This window comes from Staphylococcus sp. FSL H8-0121 (genome assembly GCF_038008425.1).
Lineage (GTDB): Bacteria > Bacillota > Bacilli > Staphylococcales > Staphylococcaceae > Staphylococcus > Staphylococcus pasteuri.
Window position 1 is genome coordinate 656,491 of sequence record NZ_JBBOZB010000001.1, and the last position, 19,162, is coordinate 675,652.

The 19,162-nt window shown below is 32.4% G+C and carries 17 protein-coding genes; all 17 read right to left on the reverse strand.

Annotated features, from left to right (window positions below):
• Nucleotides 1-12 precede the first annotated feature (12 nt).
• Nucleotides 13-3,186 (reverse strand): carbamoyl-phosphate synthase large subunit, encoded by a 3,174-nt coding sequence (gene carB / locus LFT63_RS03145; protein ID WP_340767904.1) that lies wholly within the window; start codon nt 3,184-3,186, stop codon nt 13-15.
• Nucleotides 3,179-4,279 (reverse strand): carbamoyl phosphate synthase small subunit, encoded by a 1,101-nt coding sequence (locus LFT63_RS03150; RefSeq protein WP_017637153.1) that lies wholly within the window; start codon nt 4,277-4,279, stop codon nt 3,179-3,181. The genes carB and LFT63_RS03150 overlap by 8 nt, the downstream gene beginning before the upstream one ends.
• A complete protein-coding gene (locus tag LFT63_RS03155) occupies nt 4,280-5,557 on the reverse strand; it encodes a dihydroorotase (protein ID WP_340767906.1) in 1,278 nt (425 codons plus the stop codon). It lies immediately after the preceding gene.
• Between the two features lie 18 nt (nt 5,558-5,575).
• Complete coding sequence (locus LFT63_RS03160; RefSeq protein WP_340767908.1) at nt 5,576-6,457, reverse strand: aspartate carbamoyltransferase catalytic subunit; 882 nt, start codon at nt 6,455-6,457, stop codon at nt 5,576-5,578.
• A 24-nt stretch (nt 6,458-6,481) separates the two neighbouring features.
• The gene (locus LFT63_RS03165; RefSeq protein ID WP_029055475.1) at nt 6,482-7,774 is read right to left on the reverse strand and encodes a uracil-xanthine permease family protein; all 1,293 of its coding nucleotides are present in this window, start codon (nt 7,772-7,774) and stop codon (nt 6,482-6,484) included.
• 192 nt (nt 7,775-7,966) lie between these two features.
• Entirely contained in the window at nt 7,967-8,494 is a 528-nt protein-coding gene (pyrR, locus tag LFT63_RS03170; protein WP_017637157.1) for a bifunctional pyr operon transcriptional regulator/uracil phosphoribosyltransferase PyrR, read from the reverse strand.
• A 397-nt stretch (nt 8,495-8,891) separates the two neighbouring features.
• A complete protein-coding gene (locus LFT63_RS03175; RefSeq protein ID WP_029055476.1) occupies nt 8,892-9,809 on the reverse strand; it encodes an RluA family pseudouridine synthase in 918 nt (305 codons plus the stop codon).
• A gap of 11 nt (nt 9,810-9,820) precedes the next feature.
• A complete protein-coding gene (gene lspA / locus LFT63_RS03180) occupies nt 9,821-10,297 on the reverse strand; it encodes a signal peptidase II (protein WP_029055477.1) in 477 nt (158 codons plus the stop codon).
• 167 nt (nt 10,298-10,464) lie between these two features.
• A complete protein-coding gene (locus tag LFT63_RS03185) occupies nt 10,465-10,938 on the reverse strand; it encodes a CHAP domain-containing protein (RefSeq protein WP_017637159.1) in 474 nt (157 codons plus the stop codon).
• A 4-nt stretch (nt 10,939-10,942) separates the two neighbouring features.
• A complete protein-coding gene (locus LFT63_RS03190) occupies nt 10,943-11,737 on the reverse strand; it encodes a VOC family protein (protein ID WP_017637160.1) in 795 nt (264 codons plus the stop codon).
• A 274-nt stretch (nt 11,738-12,011) separates the two neighbouring features.
• The gene (gene ileS / locus LFT63_RS03195) at nt 12,012-14,762 is read right to left on the reverse strand and encodes an isoleucine--tRNA ligase (RefSeq protein ID WP_029055478.1); all 2,751 of its coding nucleotides are present in this window, start codon (nt 14,760-14,762) and stop codon (nt 12,012-12,014) included.
• A gap of 215 nt (nt 14,763-14,977) precedes the next feature.
• Entirely contained in the window at nt 14,978-15,628 is a 651-nt protein-coding gene (locus LFT63_RS03200; protein ID WP_340767915.1) for a DivIVA domain-containing protein, read from the reverse strand.
• A 23-nt stretch (nt 15,629-15,651) separates the two neighbouring features.
• Complete coding sequence (locus LFT63_RS03205) at nt 15,652-16,431, reverse strand: YlmH family RNA-binding protein (protein WP_017637163.1); 780 nt, start codon at nt 16,429-16,431, stop codon at nt 15,652-15,654.
• A 141-nt stretch (nt 16,432-16,572) separates the two neighbouring features.
• Nucleotides 16,573-16,866, reverse strand: a complete 294-nt coding sequence (locus LFT63_RS03210; protein ID WP_017637164.1) for a YggT family protein — start codon at nt 16,864-16,866, stop codon at nt 16,573-16,575.
• Between the two features lie 11 nt (nt 16,867-16,877).
• On the reverse strand, nt 16,878-17,462 hold the full coding sequence (locus tag LFT63_RS03215; RefSeq protein WP_017637165.1) for a cell division protein SepF: 585 nt from the start codon (nt 17,460-17,462) through the stop codon (nt 16,878-16,880).
• A 5-nt stretch (nt 17,463-17,467) separates the two neighbouring features.
• Complete coding sequence (locus LFT63_RS03220; protein ID WP_017637166.1) at nt 17,468-18,145, reverse strand: YggS family pyridoxal phosphate-dependent enzyme; 678 nt, start codon at nt 18,143-18,145, stop codon at nt 17,468-17,470.
• The gene (gene pgeF / locus LFT63_RS03225; protein ID WP_017637167.1) at nt 18,145-18,948 is read right to left on the reverse strand and encodes a peptidoglycan editing factor PgeF; all 804 of its coding nucleotides are present in this window, start codon (nt 18,946-18,948) and stop codon (nt 18,145-18,147) included. Before pgeF ends, LFT63_RS03220 begins: the two co-directional genes overlap by 1 nt.
• Nucleotides 18,949-19,162: the final 214 nt, after the last annotated feature.

The window sequence follows — 19,162 nt, forward strand, 5'->3', positions numbered from 1 at the left end:
TATTGAATTAGTTTACATATTTCGCATCGTAAATGTCATACTCTCAATAACATTAGTTAAAGCGCTAGCAGTATCTAATGATGTTAAACATGGAATACCATTTTCAACTGTTGTACGACGAATTTGGAATCCATCTCTTTCCACTTCTTTACCTTTTGTCATTGTGTTAATAACGATTTGAACGTCACCATTTTGAATACGTGTAAGCAAGTCATTTTCTCCACCGATTTTGCCTACAACTGCTGCTGGTATATTATTTTGTTTTAATTTTTCAGCAGTCCCCTTAGTTGCTAGAATCTTATAACCTACTTCATTAAGACGGTGTGCAATTTTGACAATTTCGTCTTTATCTTTATTGCTTACTGTCATTAATACTGTACCGTGATCTTTGACTTCAAATCCACTACCAGTTAACCCTTTGTATAGCGCTTTTTCTAATGTTTGGTCTTTACCCATTACTTCACCTGTAGATTTCATTTCAGGCCCTAAAGTAATGTCTACATTTTTCAGTTTATTAAAGCTAAATACTGGTGCTTTAACAAATACACCTTCTGAATACGGTTGAATACCTTCTTTATAGCCTAAAGATGATAATTTCGTACCCATGATTGCTTGCATAGCTAATTGTGCCATTTGAATGTCAGTAATTTTACTTAAAAATGGTACTGTTCGACTTGAACGAGGATTTACCTCTAGAACATAAACACCATCATGTGCAATTACAAATTGAATATTGATTAATCCAATAATATTTAAACCTTTAGCTAATCTAATTGTGTAATCTTCAAGTGTTTTAATTTCTTCTTGAGATAGTGTTTGAGGTGGGTATACTGCAATAGAATCACCACTGTGTACACCTGCACGTTCAATATGTTCCATTATTCCTGGAATAATGACTGTTTCTCCATCTGAAATAGCATCGACTTCAATTTCTTTACCAGTTAAATATCTATCAACTAATACTGGATGTTCTGGACTAGCTTTAACAGCTTGTGTCATATAATTTTCTAACTCATCATCACTATCTACAATTTCCATAGCACGACCACCAAGCACATAAGATGGTCTAACTACAACTGGATATCCAATATTACGCGCGTTTTCTAACGCTTCTTTTGGTGATGTTGCAGTTTTACCTTGAGGTTGTGGTACATCGATAGTATGAAGTAATGCTTCAAATTCTTTTCTATCTTCAGCACGGTTTAAGTTTTCTAAAGAAGTTCCTAGTACTTGTACGCCATGTTTTGCTAATTTGTCAGCAAGGTTAATTGCTGTTTGTCCACCAAACTGTACAACTACACCTTTAGGTTTTTCAAGATTAATAATACTCATTACATCTTCTTCTGTTAATGGTTCAAAATATAATTTATCTGAAATTGAAAAATCTGTTGATACAGTTTCAGGGTTATTATTTACAATAATTGCTTCATAACCAGCATTTTGTATTGCCCACACAGCATGAACTGTTGCATAGTCAAATTCTACACCTTGTCCAATTCGAATAGGTCCAGATCCTAATACAAGAATTTTTTCTTTATCAGTAACAATAGATTCATTTTCAGTTTCATAAGTACCATAGTAATAAGGTGTTGTAGACTCAAATTCAGCAGCACATGTATCTACCATTTTGTACACTGGAGTAATATTATTTTCAATTCGTAATTGATAAACTTCTTCTTCTGTCATATCAAAACGATGTGCAATAACTCTATCACTGAATCCATAATCTTTAGCATATTTAAGGTATTCTAAATCACCTTGATGTGCTTTAAGTTCATGTTCAATGTTGATAATATTTTGGAATTTATTTAAGAAGAAATAATCAATTTTAGTCATTTCATGAATTTCTTCTAAAGTTGTTCCACGACGTATGGCCTCACCTATAAAGAATAATCTTTCATCATCTTGATGACTAATACGTTCTTTAATGTAGTCTAAATCAAAGCTTTCACCGTTTGGTAATCCTAAATGATGTACGCCGTATTCTAATGAACGAATCGCTTTTAATAAAGATTCTTCATATGTGCGTCCTATTGCCATTACTTCTCCAGTTGCTTTCATTTGAGTACCTAATTCACGCTCACCTTTTTCGAATTTATCAAATGGGAAACGTGGTATTTTTGAAATAACGTAGTCTAGTGTAGGTTCAAATGCAGCATAAGAAGTTCCAGTAATTGGATTTAACATTTCATCTAGTGTTAAACCTACAGCAATTTTGGCTGCTAACTTCGCAATTGGATAACCTGTTGCTTTAGATGCTAATGCTGATGAACGAGATACACGTGGGTTTACTTCAATAATGTAATAGTTGTATGAATCTGGATCTAAAGCTAGTTGTACGTTACATCCACCTTCAATTCCTAAAGCGCGAATAACTTTTAATGACACATCACGTAGCATTTGATATTCGACGTCTGATAGTGTCTGACTTGGCGCAACAACAATTGAGTCACCAGTGTGTATACCAACTGGGTCAATATTCTCCATATTACAAACTACTATTGCATTATCATTTTTATCACGCATAACTTCATATTCAATTTCTTTAAATCCAGCAATTGATTTTTCAATTAAACATTGTGTAGCAGGACTATAATGAAGACCATTGGTAACAACTTCTTTTAAGTCATCATCGTTGTAGCAAATACCGCCACCAGTTCCTCCCATTGTGAATGCAGGACGAACGATTAATGGATAGCCAACTTCTTCTTTAAATTTAAAAGCTTGTTCTACTGTATTTACGATGTCACTTTCAGGTGCTGGAACATTTAAATCATTCATTAACGTTCTAAATAATTCACGGTCTTCAGCTTGTTGAATTGATTCTAATTCAGTACCAAGTAACTTCACATTATTTGCGGCTAATACACCACTATCGTGTAATTGAATAGCCATATTCAAACCAGTTTGACCACCTAATGTAGGAAGTAATGCATCGGGTTGTTCTTTGCGAATAATACGTGCAATAAAATCGTGTGTTAATGGTTCAATATAAACTTTATCTGCAATTTCTTTATCTGTCATAATCGTCGCTGGATTTGAGTTAACTAATATAACTCTATATCCTTCTTCTTTAAGTGCAAGACAAGCTTGAGTTCCTGCATAATCAAATTCCGCAGCTTGCCCAATAATAATTGGACCCGATCCTACTACTAAAATTGTTTGAATATCGTTACGCTTAGGCATTTACATTACGCTCCTTTTCTATGAACTCGTTCATCATTGTTATAAATTCATCAAATAAATAATTCGAATCGCTTGGGCCTGGTCTTGCTTCAGGATGATATTGAACAGAAAAAGCAGGTAAAGTCTTATGTCTTAAACCTTCAACAGTTCCATCATTTAAAGCAATATGAGTAACCTCTAAATCAGTGTTTTCTAAAGAATCTTTATCGATTGAATAACCATGGTTTTGACTTGTAATGTCAACTTTACCTGTTTTTAAGTTTTTAACAGGATGGTTAGCGCCTCGATGACCAAACTTCATTTTGAATGATTTAGCACCTTGGGATAATGCGAATAATTGGTGTCCTAGGCAAATTCCAAAGAATGGAATTTTACCAAGAATACCTTTAATCATTTGAATAGCTACTTCTACTTCATCTGGATCTCCAGGTCCATTTGATAGCATTACGCCATCTGGTGACATCTTCAATATTTCTTCAGCAGATGTGTCGTATGGCACAACTGTCACATTGCACCCTCGCATATTTAATTCTCGTACAATATTTTGCTTTTTACCAAAGTCAAGAAGTACAACGCTTAAATCTGCTCCAGTAGATACATAAGGTGTTTTTGTAGAAACAGTTGATACTTCGTCTCTAGGTAATTCAGTTGTTTTAAGATGTTCAACTAAGCTTTCAATTTCATCTTTGTTATCTGTAAATCCAGCTCTTAATACACCATGTTGGCGAATTTTACGTGTGATACTTCTAGTATCAACACCTGAGATACCAGGTATTTGATATTGAACTAATACTTCATGTAATGTCTTTTGATTACGGAAATTACTTGGATGTGTACTTGCTTCTTTGACTACTACACCATTTAATGTAGGTGTTAAAGATTCAAAGTCATCTCTATTAATTCCATAATTTCCAATTAATGGATACGTAAATGTAATAATTTGACCTGTATATGAAGGGTCAGAAATTGTTTCTTGATAACCTGTCATTGCTGTGTTAAAAACAATTTCACCAATCGATAATTCATCTGAACCTAGCTGGTATCCTTCATAATAAGAACCGTCTTCAAATACTAGATAACGTTTTGAAAGCATTTATTTTTCCTCCTTAAATACAACTTCACCTTTTATCATAGTTAATACGGGATGTCCGTATACTTTCTCACCAATAAATGGTGTATTGTCAGCTTTTGATAAGAAATCTTCACTTCTAATTTCTTTTTCATTTTCTAAATCAATAATAGTAATATCAGCATAACTATCTTTGTGTAGTTTTCCGTAGTTAAGATTAAAGATTGTAGCTGGTTTAATTGTTAAATAATCAATTAATTGTTTTAATGACCAATTACCATTTCTTACGAAGTGTGTATATAGTAATGGGAATGCTGTTTCACTACCTACAATTCCAAATGGTGCTTTAGTCATAGGTTGTTCTTTTTCTTCTTTAGCGTGTGGCGCATGGTCTGTAGCAATACAATCAATTGTACCGTCTAATAATCCTTCTAATAATGCGTCACGATCTTCTGTACTTCTTAATGGTGGATTCATTTTATAATTAGCATCATCACCTGGAACATCATTTTCTGTTAATAATAAGTGATGTGGCGTTACTTCAGCTGTAACATGAATGCCTGCTTTTTTAGCATCGCGAATAACACGGACACTTTCTTTAGTTGATACGTGACAAACATGATAATGACATCCTGCTGCTTCAGCTAATAAAACATCTCTTGCAATTTGAACTGATTCACAAACATTTGGAATACCAGGAATACCTAGTTCTTCACTACGTTTACCTTTATGCATAGCGCCGCCATAAATTAAGCTATTGTCTTCACAATGAGCAACAATTGGCTTTTTAACTTTAGCAGCTTGCTTCATAGCAGCGTACATCATACTCGCTTGTTGTACACCGACGCCATCGTCTGTGAACGCAAACACACCTTCTTTAGCTAAAGCTTCGAAATCCACTAACTCTTTACCAGCTTGTCTAGTTGTAATTGAAGCATAGGGTAATACGCGAACTTGAGCTGTTTCAGAAATTCTTTCTCTTAACGCTCTTACATTTTCAACTGAATCTGGTACTGGTCTTGTATTAGGCATAGGGCAAATTGTAGTAAATCCACCTCTAGCTGCTGCTTTTGTACCTGTTTCAATTGTCTCTTTGTGTTCACCACCTGGTTCACGTAAATGCACATGTACATCTACAAATCCTGGTGCGATTAAATTTCCTTTAGCATCAATGACTTCAATATCGTCAGATGATGCATCTATTTTAGTACTGATCGTTTTAATTCTTTTACTTTCGATTAAAATATCTGTATTTTTCAATTTTCCGTTCTTAATAATTTTACCGTTTTTAATTAATTTCATGATTCAAATACCCCTTCCTTATTGTAAAAGCTCATCAATAACTGCCATTCTCAAATACATACCGTTTTCCATTTGCTTAAATATTCGAGACTTACGTGCCTCTACCAATTCGCTTTCGATTTCTACTCCTCTATTTACAGGAGCCGGATGCATGACAATAGCTTCTTCTTTTAATTTATCATATCTTTCCCTAGTTAACCCATATTGTTGATGATAATTTTCAGCTTCAAAATTGGCCTTTCCAGTAATACCATGTCTTTCATGCTGAACTCTTAGCAACATCACAATATCTACTTGGTTAATCACATCATCAATATTTACATATGATGCCTCTATTGTATCTTCTACCCATTCTTCGGGGCTCGCGAACATTACATTTGCACCTAATGCTTTTAAACTATGAAAATTACTTCTAGCTACTCGAGAATTTTTGATGTCACCACAAATTAATACATTTAGACCTTCAAATTTTCCATACTCTTCATAAATTGTCATTAAATCAAGTAAACTTTGTGTTGGATGTTGACCACTACCATCCCCACCGTTAGCTATAGGGATATTTAAATTATTTAATTCTTCATAATATGCATTTTGAGAATGTCTAATTACAAGTAAATTAACACCAATACTTTCTAAAGTTTTACAAGTATCATACAAGGATTCACCCTTTTGAACTGATGATGTACTTGTCTCAAAATTAACTAAATTCAATCCTAACTTTTGTTCGGCAACTTCAAAACTACATTTTGTTCTAGTTGAATTTTCAAAGAACAAATTAGCTACAAATTTATCTTTGTATTGCGGTACATTAACTTCTCCAGATTTAAATTGACTTGCTTTTTTAACTAAGCTAAAAATTTCATCGTTTGATAAATCTTCCATTGATAATAAATGTTCCATTATTTGCCTCCTCAGTTAAACTGATTATTTTTTAGGTAAGATTAAATTTAAAATAATACCTGATAATGCTGATAATGCCATTCCTTCAAGCTGAAGATTTATGCCAATACCTTTTAAATTGATAAGTAGATTTCCAATACCAATTACTAAAATGACAGATGCTATTACCAAGTTTCTATTGTTAGCAAAATCAACATTACTCTCAACAATCATTCTTAAACCACTTGCGGCGATAATACCGAATAATAGTATAGATACACCACCCATGACTGGTGTTGGTATTGAAGAAATAAGTGCTGTGAATTTTCCTATAAATGCGAGTACTATCGCTATGACAGCTGCGCCACCAATAACGTAAATACTATAAATTTTAGTAATCGCCAGAACGCCAATGTTCTCACCGTATGTTGTACTTGGTGGTCCTCCGATAATACTTGCAACCATCGTTGATACACCGTCACCGATAATTGATTTGTCTAATCCTGGATCTTTAAAGAAATTTTTACCTACAATTTTATTAATGACCATTTGATGTCCAATATGTTCACTGACTGTAACAAAAACAACAGGTATCATCACTAGTACCAATCCTAGGTGAAACGATGGTACATAATCTTTAAATGGTAGATAAATATCTGGGAAATCTAACCATTTAGCTTTAGCTATTGGCGCAAATTTTACTAATCCCATAAATATTGAAACGATATAACCTACAATAATACCGATTAAAACTGGTATGAGGGATAAGAATCCTTTGAAAAAACCTTGCACAATAATAGTTACTATTAAAGTGATTAACGCTACTACTAAATAACTTAAATTGTAACCTTTCATGTCTCCTGAATTTTCATACATTGCCATGTTTACTGCTGTAGGTGCAAGACTTAAACCGATAACCATGATTACTGGTCCAACCACAACAGGTGGTAATAATTTCATTAGCCATTCTGTTCCACTAAATCGTATACATATACCGATAATGACGTACATTAATCCACTCATGAATAATGCAACTAACATGTCTCCTAAACTATGTGTACTTAACCCAGTAATGATTGGAGTGATAAAAGCGAAACTAGAACCTAAATAAGCAGGTATTTTGGCTTTTGTTATTAATATGTATAATAATGTTCCGATTCCAGATGCTAATAATGCAGCTGATATTGGTAGTCCTGTTAAAAATGGTACAAGTACAGTCGATCCAAACATCGCAAATAAATGTTGTAAACTTAAGAATGCCCATTGGCCTGCTTTTGGTTTATCTTTAACATCTAATACTGGTTTTACTGTACGTTCAAACATTTGTTCATTTTCCATAATGATTCATTTCCTCTCATAAAAAAATCTCTTTACATACAGTTATGCAAAGAGACTAAAGTCAATGATATGAATCATAAGCAATATGTATCTATAGTCATATAAGTTTACATAACTATATTACAGTTAGTTAAATGCTTATATAATTCAATTCACCTTTTTCAGTCTCTCGTACTGTTTTAAAAGGATATATTATTCAATTACTACCGCATTCGTTGAATCCTTTTCCGTTAAGAATACTTTCACTGATTCATCTCGTGCAGTAGGTATATTTTTCCCTACAAAATCTGCTCGAATTGGAAGTTCTCTATGGCCTCGATCAACAAGTGTTGCCAAACCAATTTTAATTGGTCTAGAGTGTAATAGTATAGCATCTAATGACGCTCTTACAGTTCTTCCTGTATATAAAACATCGTCCACGATGACAACAACTTTTCCTGTGATGTCTACATCAATCTCAAATGCTTTATCAAAAGATTGCTTTGAAACTTGATCAATGTCATCTCGAAATTGTGTAATATCAATTGTACCTGTTGGAACAAGTTGTTGCTCAATCATATTAATTTTTTCTTGAATACGGTAAGCAAGGTAAGCACCTCGCGTTTTAATGCCCAATAATACTAAATCTTCTGTACCTTTGTTATACTCAAGAATTTCATGTGCAATTCGAGTTACTGTACGTTGTATTGCTGCTTCATCCATAATGATGCGTTCAGACATTTCCTCACCTCATAAATTAACATGAAAAAAACCTCACGCCTTTAACAAGACATGAGGTTGATATATAGACAATGTGTGATTGATGTTTTATCACATACACATGTTCATTCAATTACATGAGTTACATTCCTTTATTGACGTCTCTATATACGAATATAAAGGTAGTAACGTTAATGTAGATTAAGTATCATTTTCATGTCTTTGAAGCCTCTCTGGACTTACATTTAAAGACCTACGATTTTTTTATTTAAACTGTTATTAGTTTAATCCTAAAACTACAATTAGTCAACGGTCATATGACTATTTTTTTATTTATCTTTATAAGTTTATGACTTATGTCTAGACTTTAATTAATATCTAAATTCAAATATTGAACTATATGATTTATCAAACTATATTAAGCATCTCTTTTTCTAATATCATCTAATAAATCTTCAAATTCTTGTGGTAATTTAGCTGTTCTTTCAATATATTCATGCGTAACTGGATGTTCAAAACCGATGACTCCAGCATGTAAAGCTTGTCCACCAATATCTAATGTTTTCTTAGGACCATATTTAGGGTCCCCAACTAATGGGAATCCAATATATTTCATATGTACACGGATTTGGTGAGTACGACCTGTTTCTAACTCGCACTCAATTAATGTGTAGTCTTTAAAATGTTCTAATACATTGAAATGTGTTACTGCTTCTTTTCCATCATCTACGACAGCCATAGCTTGGCGGTCTTTTTTATTACGTCCAATAGGTGCATCTACAGTTCCATAATCATGTGGAATATTGCCATGTACTAATGCGACATATTTACGTTTAACTGATTTCGCCATTAATTGCTCAACTAAGCCTCGATGCGCAATATCATTTTTAGCAACCATTAACAATCCTGAAGTATCCATATCAATTCTGTGAACGATGCCTGGGCGTATTTCACCATTAATACCTGATAAATCTTTAATTTGATACATCAATCCATTGACTAAAGTACCTGTATAATGACCAGGTGATGGATGAACAACCATACCTTTAGGTTTATATACAATAGCTACATCGTTATCTTCATAAAAAATATCAAGATTTAAATTTTCTGGCGTGATATCCGCTTCTACGACCTCTTGTTCTGTTACGATAATATGATCGTTTTGTTTAACTTTATAGTTTGGTTTTACCACTTTATCATTTACTTTTACTAAATCTTCTTTGATCCAATCTTGAATCTGACTACGTGACCAATCGCTATTCAATTCAGGTAATACTTTATCTAATCTTTGACCTACATAATTATTATCTGAAATTTGATATTCATATGTTTCCATTACCTTACCTCCTATTCTTTATTTGTTGTATCTTTAAGTAAAGCTATAATTATTAAAATTACACCAATTGTTAAACTTGAATCGGCAATATTAAATATTGGAAAATCATATCCAAAAATATTTGTGTCGATAAAATCAACAACTTCTCCATTAAACAAACGATCTATAAAATTCCCTAAAGCGCCTGCGAACAACAAACTAACAGCTAATTGCATAAATAAATTGTACTTAGCTTCTTTAATAAAGAATAATACGAGTATGATTAATATAATTACTGTAATGATATAAAAGAAAAACATTTTTCCACTTAAAATACCCCAAGCAGCACCATTATTTCTATGGGATGTTATATTTAAAAAATTTGGTATTACTTCGTAGGAATCCCCTATTTTCATTGAACTAGCAATTATCCATTTTGTTATTTGGTCAATGACTAAAATAAAAATGACTACGAATAATGAAATACCAGTATAATATTTCTTTTTCATTCATGTGCCTCCATTCAAAACCATTCATCACTTTTTTACAACATCTTTTATTATATCTTAATCAAGTATATAAAAACAGGATAGCCTAAAAATAAATACGATGTACATAATGAAATAATTTTATTTGCTAATCGGCATTATTATGAGTATCGATATGTTGTTCTTAATTATGCTTTTTCATTATTTTTAGGATGTATATACTGATATTGATCTACATCAAAACTTGGAATTGTTCTATCTGTAATTTCATAAGCTTTTTTAAAATTCATCTCAGAAATTTGAAGTGATCCATCTTGATTTATTTTTTCAATATATGCTACGTGCCCATATTTTCCTTTAGTTGTTTGTAATATCGACCCTTTTTTAGGTTGATGATTGACTTTGTAATCATCTTTTTCAGCATTTTTAGCCCATTCTTTTGCATCAGACCATGTGTTCTCAATTTGATGGTGATCTTCTTTAACTTTATCAAAAACATAATACGTACATTGACCTTTTTGATAAGTATTATATTTCATTGGATTGATTTCTAATAAATGATTTTTGGGCTCTGTCATATCTTGATTATTTAATCCATCTATTATTGCAGCTATCGTAATACATATAGTCACTATAAACATTAAAGTTATACTTTTTTTCACTGAATCACTCTTCTTTTATATAATTAAACCTAAAATATATGCCATCCGGCCCTTTAACATTCAAATGGGTCGTTTCTGGATAATGAAAATCTACAAGTGCTAAGCCATAAGAATGAGAATTATCAACGCGTTTAGTTCCGGATATCCATTGATTTATAGCTAAATGATGGTGGTAATGTTGAGATGATAAAAAGAATGAATAGTCATCCATATATGCTGATTCTTCTAAACCAAAATAATTTAAATAATAATCTTTGACTTCAGATATACGTACCGTCTTTAAATGTAACGTACCAATTTTAGCCTCATCTGGAATGCCTTGCCACTTTTCGTCTGAAACTTCATTTAATAAACGTGGGACGTTAATTGGCACAATATTAAGCAATGCTTTATCATCCTCATAATGCCATGACTCAAAATCTTGATCGACATAAAATTTCAAACCGTTGCCTTCAGGATCTTCAATAAACAAAGACGTTGAAACACTTTGTTCTCCACCGTTAACAGGTATTTCATAATCGCTCAATTGTACTAATAAATCAGCTAAATCAGATAGCGTTGGCAACATGATTCCTAAATTAAATAACCCAGCTTCTGACATTAATGGTTCTCGTCCATTAGTAATTTCATTTAACGTAATGAATGTATTTGACATTCCTACTTCATATTGAATGCTCGTCATCGTTTCGTTAACAATATTTAACCCTAATATTTCTTCATAAAAAGGTTTAAGTTCATCTTTATCTCTTACATTTATAGTTATTCCATTTACAAAATTTGCATTCTTATTATGAAACATACATACTACCTCTTTCATAAAGCTTATCTATAAATTTAACTCATTATTGAAATTATTATCAGTAACATCCATATTTTTAATATTATGCTAAAAATTTATACTAAAAGCAACTTAATTGCTAAAAATATTTCTTGAAAGAGCATAATGAGAACATAATATTACAACTAAACTTACACTAATTCATTTATCAATATTTCAAATTTAAAACTATAAAACAAAAGCTGTTAGCAATGTCAATTGACACTGCTAACAGCTTTAAATCAATGATCTAATATTAATTTAATGTTTTTACGACTTCTTGACAACGTGGGCATAAGTGATCTAGTTCTCCTACTGAACCTAATTGATCACTATAGTTCCAACATCTTTCACATTTTTCGCCTTCAGCATGTTCAATACGGATATCACCATATTGATATGCTTGACCATTGTCAACGTGGTCAACTACTTCTGCTTGAGAAGTAATAAATAATTGTTGTAAGTCATTAAATTGTTGTAAGAATTCTGAAGCATTGAAATCACTATTACTACCGATAGTCACTTTAGCTTCTAATGATTTACCAATGACTTTTTCATTACGAGCTGCTTCTAATGCACGGTTGACGTCATCACGTAATTTCATAAATGTATTCCATTTATCTAATAATTGTTGGTCTACTTCTTCAACTTTTGGCATATCAGCTAAATGTACACTTTCTTCTTTAACATGTGGCGTATGTGACCAAACTTCTTCTGCAGTATGCACTAAGATTGGTGCAAGTAATTTAGTCATATCAACTAAGATTTGATATAACACTGTTTGCATACTACGACGTTTATGTGATGAACGTTCTTCAATATAAAGAATATCTTTACCATAATCTAAGTAGAAATTACTTAATTCTACATTGATAAAGTTTTGTACTTCTTGATAAATATTAAGGTAATCAAAGTTTTCATAGTTTTTGATAGTACTAGCAGTGAATTCACGTAAACGATGTAATAAATAACGATCGACTTCTAATAAATCCGCTTCAGCAATACCATCTGTTTCTGGATTGAAATCATTCACATTACCTAACATAAATCTTAATGTATTTCTGATTTTACGATATACATCTGACGTTTGTTTTAAAATTTCATCTGAAATACGCACATCAGCTAAATAGTCTGTACTACTTACCCATAAACGTGCAATATCAGCACCTTTTTGTTTTACAACTTGATCCGGTACAATCACGTTGCCTAATGATTTACTCATTTTCTTACCTTCTCCATCCATGACGAAACCATGAGATAATAAGAATTTGTATGGTGATTGACCTTTTGTTGCCACTGCAGTTGTAATTGATGAGTTAAACCAACCACGATATTGGTCACTACCTTCAAAGTATAAATCTGCTGGGAAACTTAATTCAGGGCGTGTTTCAAGTACACCTCTATGAGATGATCCTGAATCGAACCATACGTCCATAATATCTTCTTCTTTAGTAAATTCGCCATTAGGACTTCCTGGATGAGTGAATCCTTCAGGTAATAAATCTTTAGCTTCACGTTCGAACCAAATATTTGAACCATGTTGTTCGAATAAATCTGCAACATGATTAACTGTTTCTTTAGTCATGATGATGTCGCCATTTTCAGCATAGAATACTGGTAGTGGAACACCCCATACACGTTGACGAGAAATAACCCATTCTCCTCGATCACGAATCATATTGTAAATACGAGTTTTGCCCCAATCTACTTTAAAATCAGTATTATCAATCGCATCTAGAATATCTTGTCTTACTTTATTAATAGAAGCAAACCATTGTGGTGTCGCACGGAAAATAACTGGTTTTTTAGTTCTCCAATCATGTGGGTAACTATGAGTAATGAAGCTTAGTTTTAATAAAGCATCTTTTTCTGTTAATAAATCAGTAACAGCTTTATTCGCTTTGTCATAGAACATACCTTCAAATGGTCCGCCTTCTTCAGTGAACACACCTTTATCATTTAGTGGACTAATAACAGGTAAATCATATTTTTGACCAACGATATAGTCATCTTCCCCGTGTCCAGGAGCAGTATGAACACAACCTGTACCAGCATCAGTAGTGACGTGGTCTCCGTTAATAACTAATGAAGTTCTGTCTAAGAATGGATGTTGTGCTTCAACATATTCTAATTCCTTACCTGTAAATTCTTTTTCAAGTTGGATTGAATCTGTATCCCATTCTAATGCTTCTGCAACTGTTTCTGCTAGAGCTTGTGCAATAATGTATTTTTTACCGTTAACATTATATTGTCCATATTTTAATTCTGGATGAACTGTAATCGCTACATTTGAAGGGATTGTCCATGGTGTAGTTGTCCAGATAATAAATTGTGCGTCAGGATCAACGACACCTTTGTCATCTTTAACATTAAACGCTACATAGATTGAAGCAGAACGTTTATCATGGTATTCAATTTCAGCTTCAGCTAATGAAGATTCACTTGATGGTGACCAATATACTGGTTTTTTACCTTTGTAAATTAAACCTTTGTCAGCCATTTCACCAAATAATCGAATTTGTGCTGCCTCATATTCAGGGTTTAATGTGATATACGGATTATCAAAATCACCACGTACACCTAAACGTTTGAAATCATTTTTTTGAATTTCAACTTGTTTTAAAGCAAACTCTTTACATTTTTCTCTAAATTCAGCAGTAGTCATTTTTTTACGATCTACGCCTTTTTTAGTTAATGCTTGTTCAATTGGTAAACCATGTGTATCCCAACCAGGAACATACGGGGCATAAAAGCCTTGCATCGTTTTGTATCTAACGATGAAATCTTTAATAATTTTATTTAAAGCATGACCCATATGTAAGCTACCATTAGCATAAGGTGGGCCATCATGTAAAATGTAAGATTGGTTTCCTTTATTTTTATCTAATGCTTTTTGGTATTGATTGTCTGCATCCCATTGTTCTTGAATTTTTGGCTCTTTATTAGGTAAGCCACCACGCATTGGAAATTCTGTTTTTGGCATTAATAACGTATCTTTATAATTCATTTACTTTCATTCCTCCTAATTATAAAAAAGAACTCTAAGTTCAATTAACAGGGACGGTTATACCGCGGTACCACCCTGATTAACTCAACTTAGAGTTCTCTCTTGAATGTATTCATTTTAAATAAATCAGTGATATAAGAAACATGCTTATATTAGGCTCCCACCATTTCCTAATTCGCTGTGATAAGTGTTTTGTTTCTTACGCGTCTGATTTTTTATTTTTGATTTGGTGATTCTGGTTGAGTCACTGAATCACTTTGAGATGTTGAAACCGTACTTTCTGAAGATTCAGTTGTTTGAGACTGACTTTGAGCATTTTGTTTCATTGCTTTTTCTTCTTCAGTTAAATCATTTTCATTTAAATGGTGAATGTCTTCTAAAGTGACTTGTTCAGCATCTAAATCATAATTTAATAAATAATCCCAATCGTCATTCTTAAGTAAGTCTAATTGAGCTTCAACTAACATACGGAAACGAGATCTAAATACTTTAGATTGACGTTTCATATCTTCAGTTTGGAAAGCTAAACGACGTGCTTTTTCTACCGCATCGTTTACAATTTGATCAGCTTGCGCTTGAGCTTTGGCAATTGTTGCTTCTGCATCTTTATTCGCTGCTAATTTAGTTTCTTCACCAGCTTTTTGTGCTTGTACTAATGCGTCAGTTACAGATTGATGAACATCTTGATATGACTTAATATTAGTATCTCTTTCTTCAATAACTTTTTCAAGTTGTTTTTTATCTTCTTTTAATCTTTCTATTTCAGAGCTTAATTGTTCTAAATAGTTTGCAACTTCAGTAGGTTCTAGACCATTTTTCACACGAGTAAACTCTTTGCTTTTAATTTCACTTGGTGTAAAAGGCATTTTATGTCCTCCTTAATTTTACACTATTTGAATAATGTATTATAGGTAATGTGTATTTTATCTTTTTTAGTTCTTCCACCTATATCGGTCATTTGTGCTCTACCGAAACCTTGGATGGAAAGTAAATCATTCATTTCTAATTGAAAATCAGGTGAATCAATGATTGTGTGATTCACTTTTACTCTTTTTTTCTCGATGAGTTGTTTCGCAATCGATCTTGATTTGTGAATCATTTCTTTAAGTACAACATCAAGTCTTAGTGCACTCACCGTTGAACTATGAATCTTCCAATTCTCTTCTGATTGTATCATATCTTTCAAAGGAATAGAATTAAGTTTAATTGTAGCACCTTTGATTTTAGTGAATTCTAACATAATAAATGATTCTAAAGCTTTTGTCAAAACAAATTGAATACGTTCTCCAACCATAATATCTCCAAGTTGATTTCTATCTATTCCTAAAGACATCAATGTCCCTAATACATGTTGGTGTTGTATTGTAACAAACTTTTGTGGATAGTCTATTTCAATTAAAGTTAAATCAAAATCACTTTCATTTGGTTCGTAATAAGAAGGTGTGATCAGTGCACGTTGTCGTTCAGCTTGAGGTCCCCCATTAAAATGAACAACCAAATCTTCATAACTACCAACAATAACTTCCAATATATACTGACCTCTAGGATCTAAAAAGTTCGTTAATACTGGCGCATAATGTCGTTCAGCTTGTTGGCATTTATCGATTAATAAATCAATGGTTGCTTGTTCTTCTTTTCTAAAATGCTGATAAATATCGATGTTTGACACCTCCTTATTTTTAAGTAGTTTAGCCAGTTCAGTCACATTATTTTACAAAGTTAACAATAAAACGAGGCAAACTGGCATACTTCCAGTTACCTCGTTATTCAACAACATCTATATTATTTACTATCTTTTAAGTATTTACTCTTATCCAGCTAAGTGAACTAAAATCATGTTGAAAATAGTCACTAATCCTCGTTGGAATAATACTAAAACAATGATAGCAACAATAGATGATATATCAATAATTCCAATTGGTGGAATTATTTTTCTAAATGGTTCCAAAAATGGTTCGTAAATCTTCCCGAGTATTTCACCAAACTTAGATTCTCGAATATTTGGCACCCAAGAAGTAAAGAAATAAACAATCATTCCATAATAATAGATTTGAACAATCCAAATTATAATTCGGAATATTGTATTAAGTAATCCAATATCCATATGTTATCTCCTTATTCGTAATGTTGCTCCATATTCTCAATATGGTCTGTAATGCTACCAGCAACTTCAACATTGTCTGGAGTACATAGGAAAATATCTGTACCGACACGTTGGATATCGCCACCAATTGCATATACTGTACCACTCAAGAAATCAATAATACGTTTAGCAGAGACTTTATCAATGCGTTGTAAATTAACTAAAGTAGCACGACGATTTTTTAATTCATCTGCAATATCTTGAGTGTCTGAGAATACACGTGGTTCAAATAAACACATTTTTGAACTTTCTTGAGTAGCAACATTTGTTTGTGCATTATTATTCATCGTTACAACATTTCTTGAGTTTGATTTAGAATTATTAGTCATACGATAATTCCTTTCTTCAGAAGTTGAATTATATCTAGTTGAACTTTTTTGTGGTACTGATTTAATAGCACTTGTTTTTGACGTAGCCGGTTCTTGTGCTACCTCTCTTTGTGATTCAACTTCACGTTCTTGTTTACGATCACGTTCTTGTTCGCGTTCTTCTGGTACTTCCACTTCTTCTTCATCTTCAACTACAAAAAAACCATTAAATAAATCTTTTAAAGCCACGGGGCTCACTCCTCTTCTCCTACAAGTTTAGTCCCAATTCTTACAAACGTAGCACCTTCTTCTATAGCAATGAGGTAATCGTTACTCATACCCATAGATAATTCAGTACACGGTGCATATTCTAAATTGAGTTTCTGTATTTCGTCTCTTTTTATTCGTAATTTTCTAAATAATGACTGTATGTATTCAACATCATCTGTAAATGGTGCCATAGTCATTAATCCGACTATTTTTATATTCTCATATTGTTTAAGGTCTTCGATAAATGAATTAACATCGTCTAAATCAATACCATGTTTAGAAGATTCTCCAGAAACATTCACTTGCAAGAAACAAGAAATAGTATGATTGGCACGTTTGTTAATTTCTTTAGCTAAACTCATTCTATCTAAAGCGTGGAAGTAATCAACTTCATTGATGACATCTTTAACCTTTCTAGATTGCAAAGATCCGATAAAATGAAACACTGCATCACTAGGTAGTGCTTCTTTCTTTTCTTTAAATCCTTCAAGTCTATTCTCACCAAAGTGACGAAGTCCAGCTTGATAAGCTTCTTTAGCTCGCTCTATTGTAACATACTTTGTCACTGCAATCACGCTAGGCTGTGTTGAAATGTTACTTTTTTCTCTTTGCTGATTTATTTCATCGTTAATTTTTGCCAAATTTTCTTCGACTTTACGCATTAATCTTCACCTTGCTTTCTTCCGATGAAGGCTAACATTCTACCAGTTTGCCCTTTCTCTACTCTATAGGAAAAGAAATAATCTAAGTTTTCTGATGTAGCATAATCTGTAATATAAATATTATCTTTTGGTACACCCACACTTTGTAATAATAAAGCATTGGCTTTTTTTAAATCGATGCCATGTCTGTCTTCATCTCGTGTTTCTATATATTGAGTTGTTTCAATATCTAATGTTTCAAATTTAGATTTAATATCATCATTAATTTCATACGAATTTGAAGTTGCTGGACCTATCACAACTTGTAAATCATTTAAGTCAAAATCGATTTGTCGAACCATTTCTTTTACAATTTCACCATATGTACCTCTCCAACCTGCATGAGCTAAACCAACATAATGATTTTTCTCACTATAAAAATATACTGGTACACAATCTGCATAACACATCGTTAATAAAATATTAGGTTCATATGTATACAGACCATCAATGCCATGTAAATCGTTTGTGATTGCATCGATATTAGTTCCTTTATCTGCAGCTGTAATTTTGGCTACTTTATTTTCATGAGTTTGTATAGGAAATACCCAATCTCTTCTAGGAAAATGTATCAAATCGGCTAAAATAGCTTGATGCTTTGATATATTATCTTGATCATCGTCAACGTATCTAGCCATATTAAATGCATTTTCAGGATACATACTTAAGCCACCCTCTCTCGTAGTAAATCCAAGGGTAGTATTTGTCTTATTTTCGTCTTTGTATTCTAAAAAATGATCTTGTTTAATAAATTTTTCAGTCAAATGTTTCACAACCTTAAGTATGAATTTTCAATATTTGCTATTAATGATAAAAATGGCTTTCGTAAAGTTATTATATAACATTTTTATTTGTAATTAAATTAAAACTATTTTAATTGTACATGGATTAACATGCTTTTTCTTAAACTTTAGAATCTGGTTATAATCTTAAAAATTCCTATGTAAAAAATTAAAAAGTCATCAGAATTCAATCTGA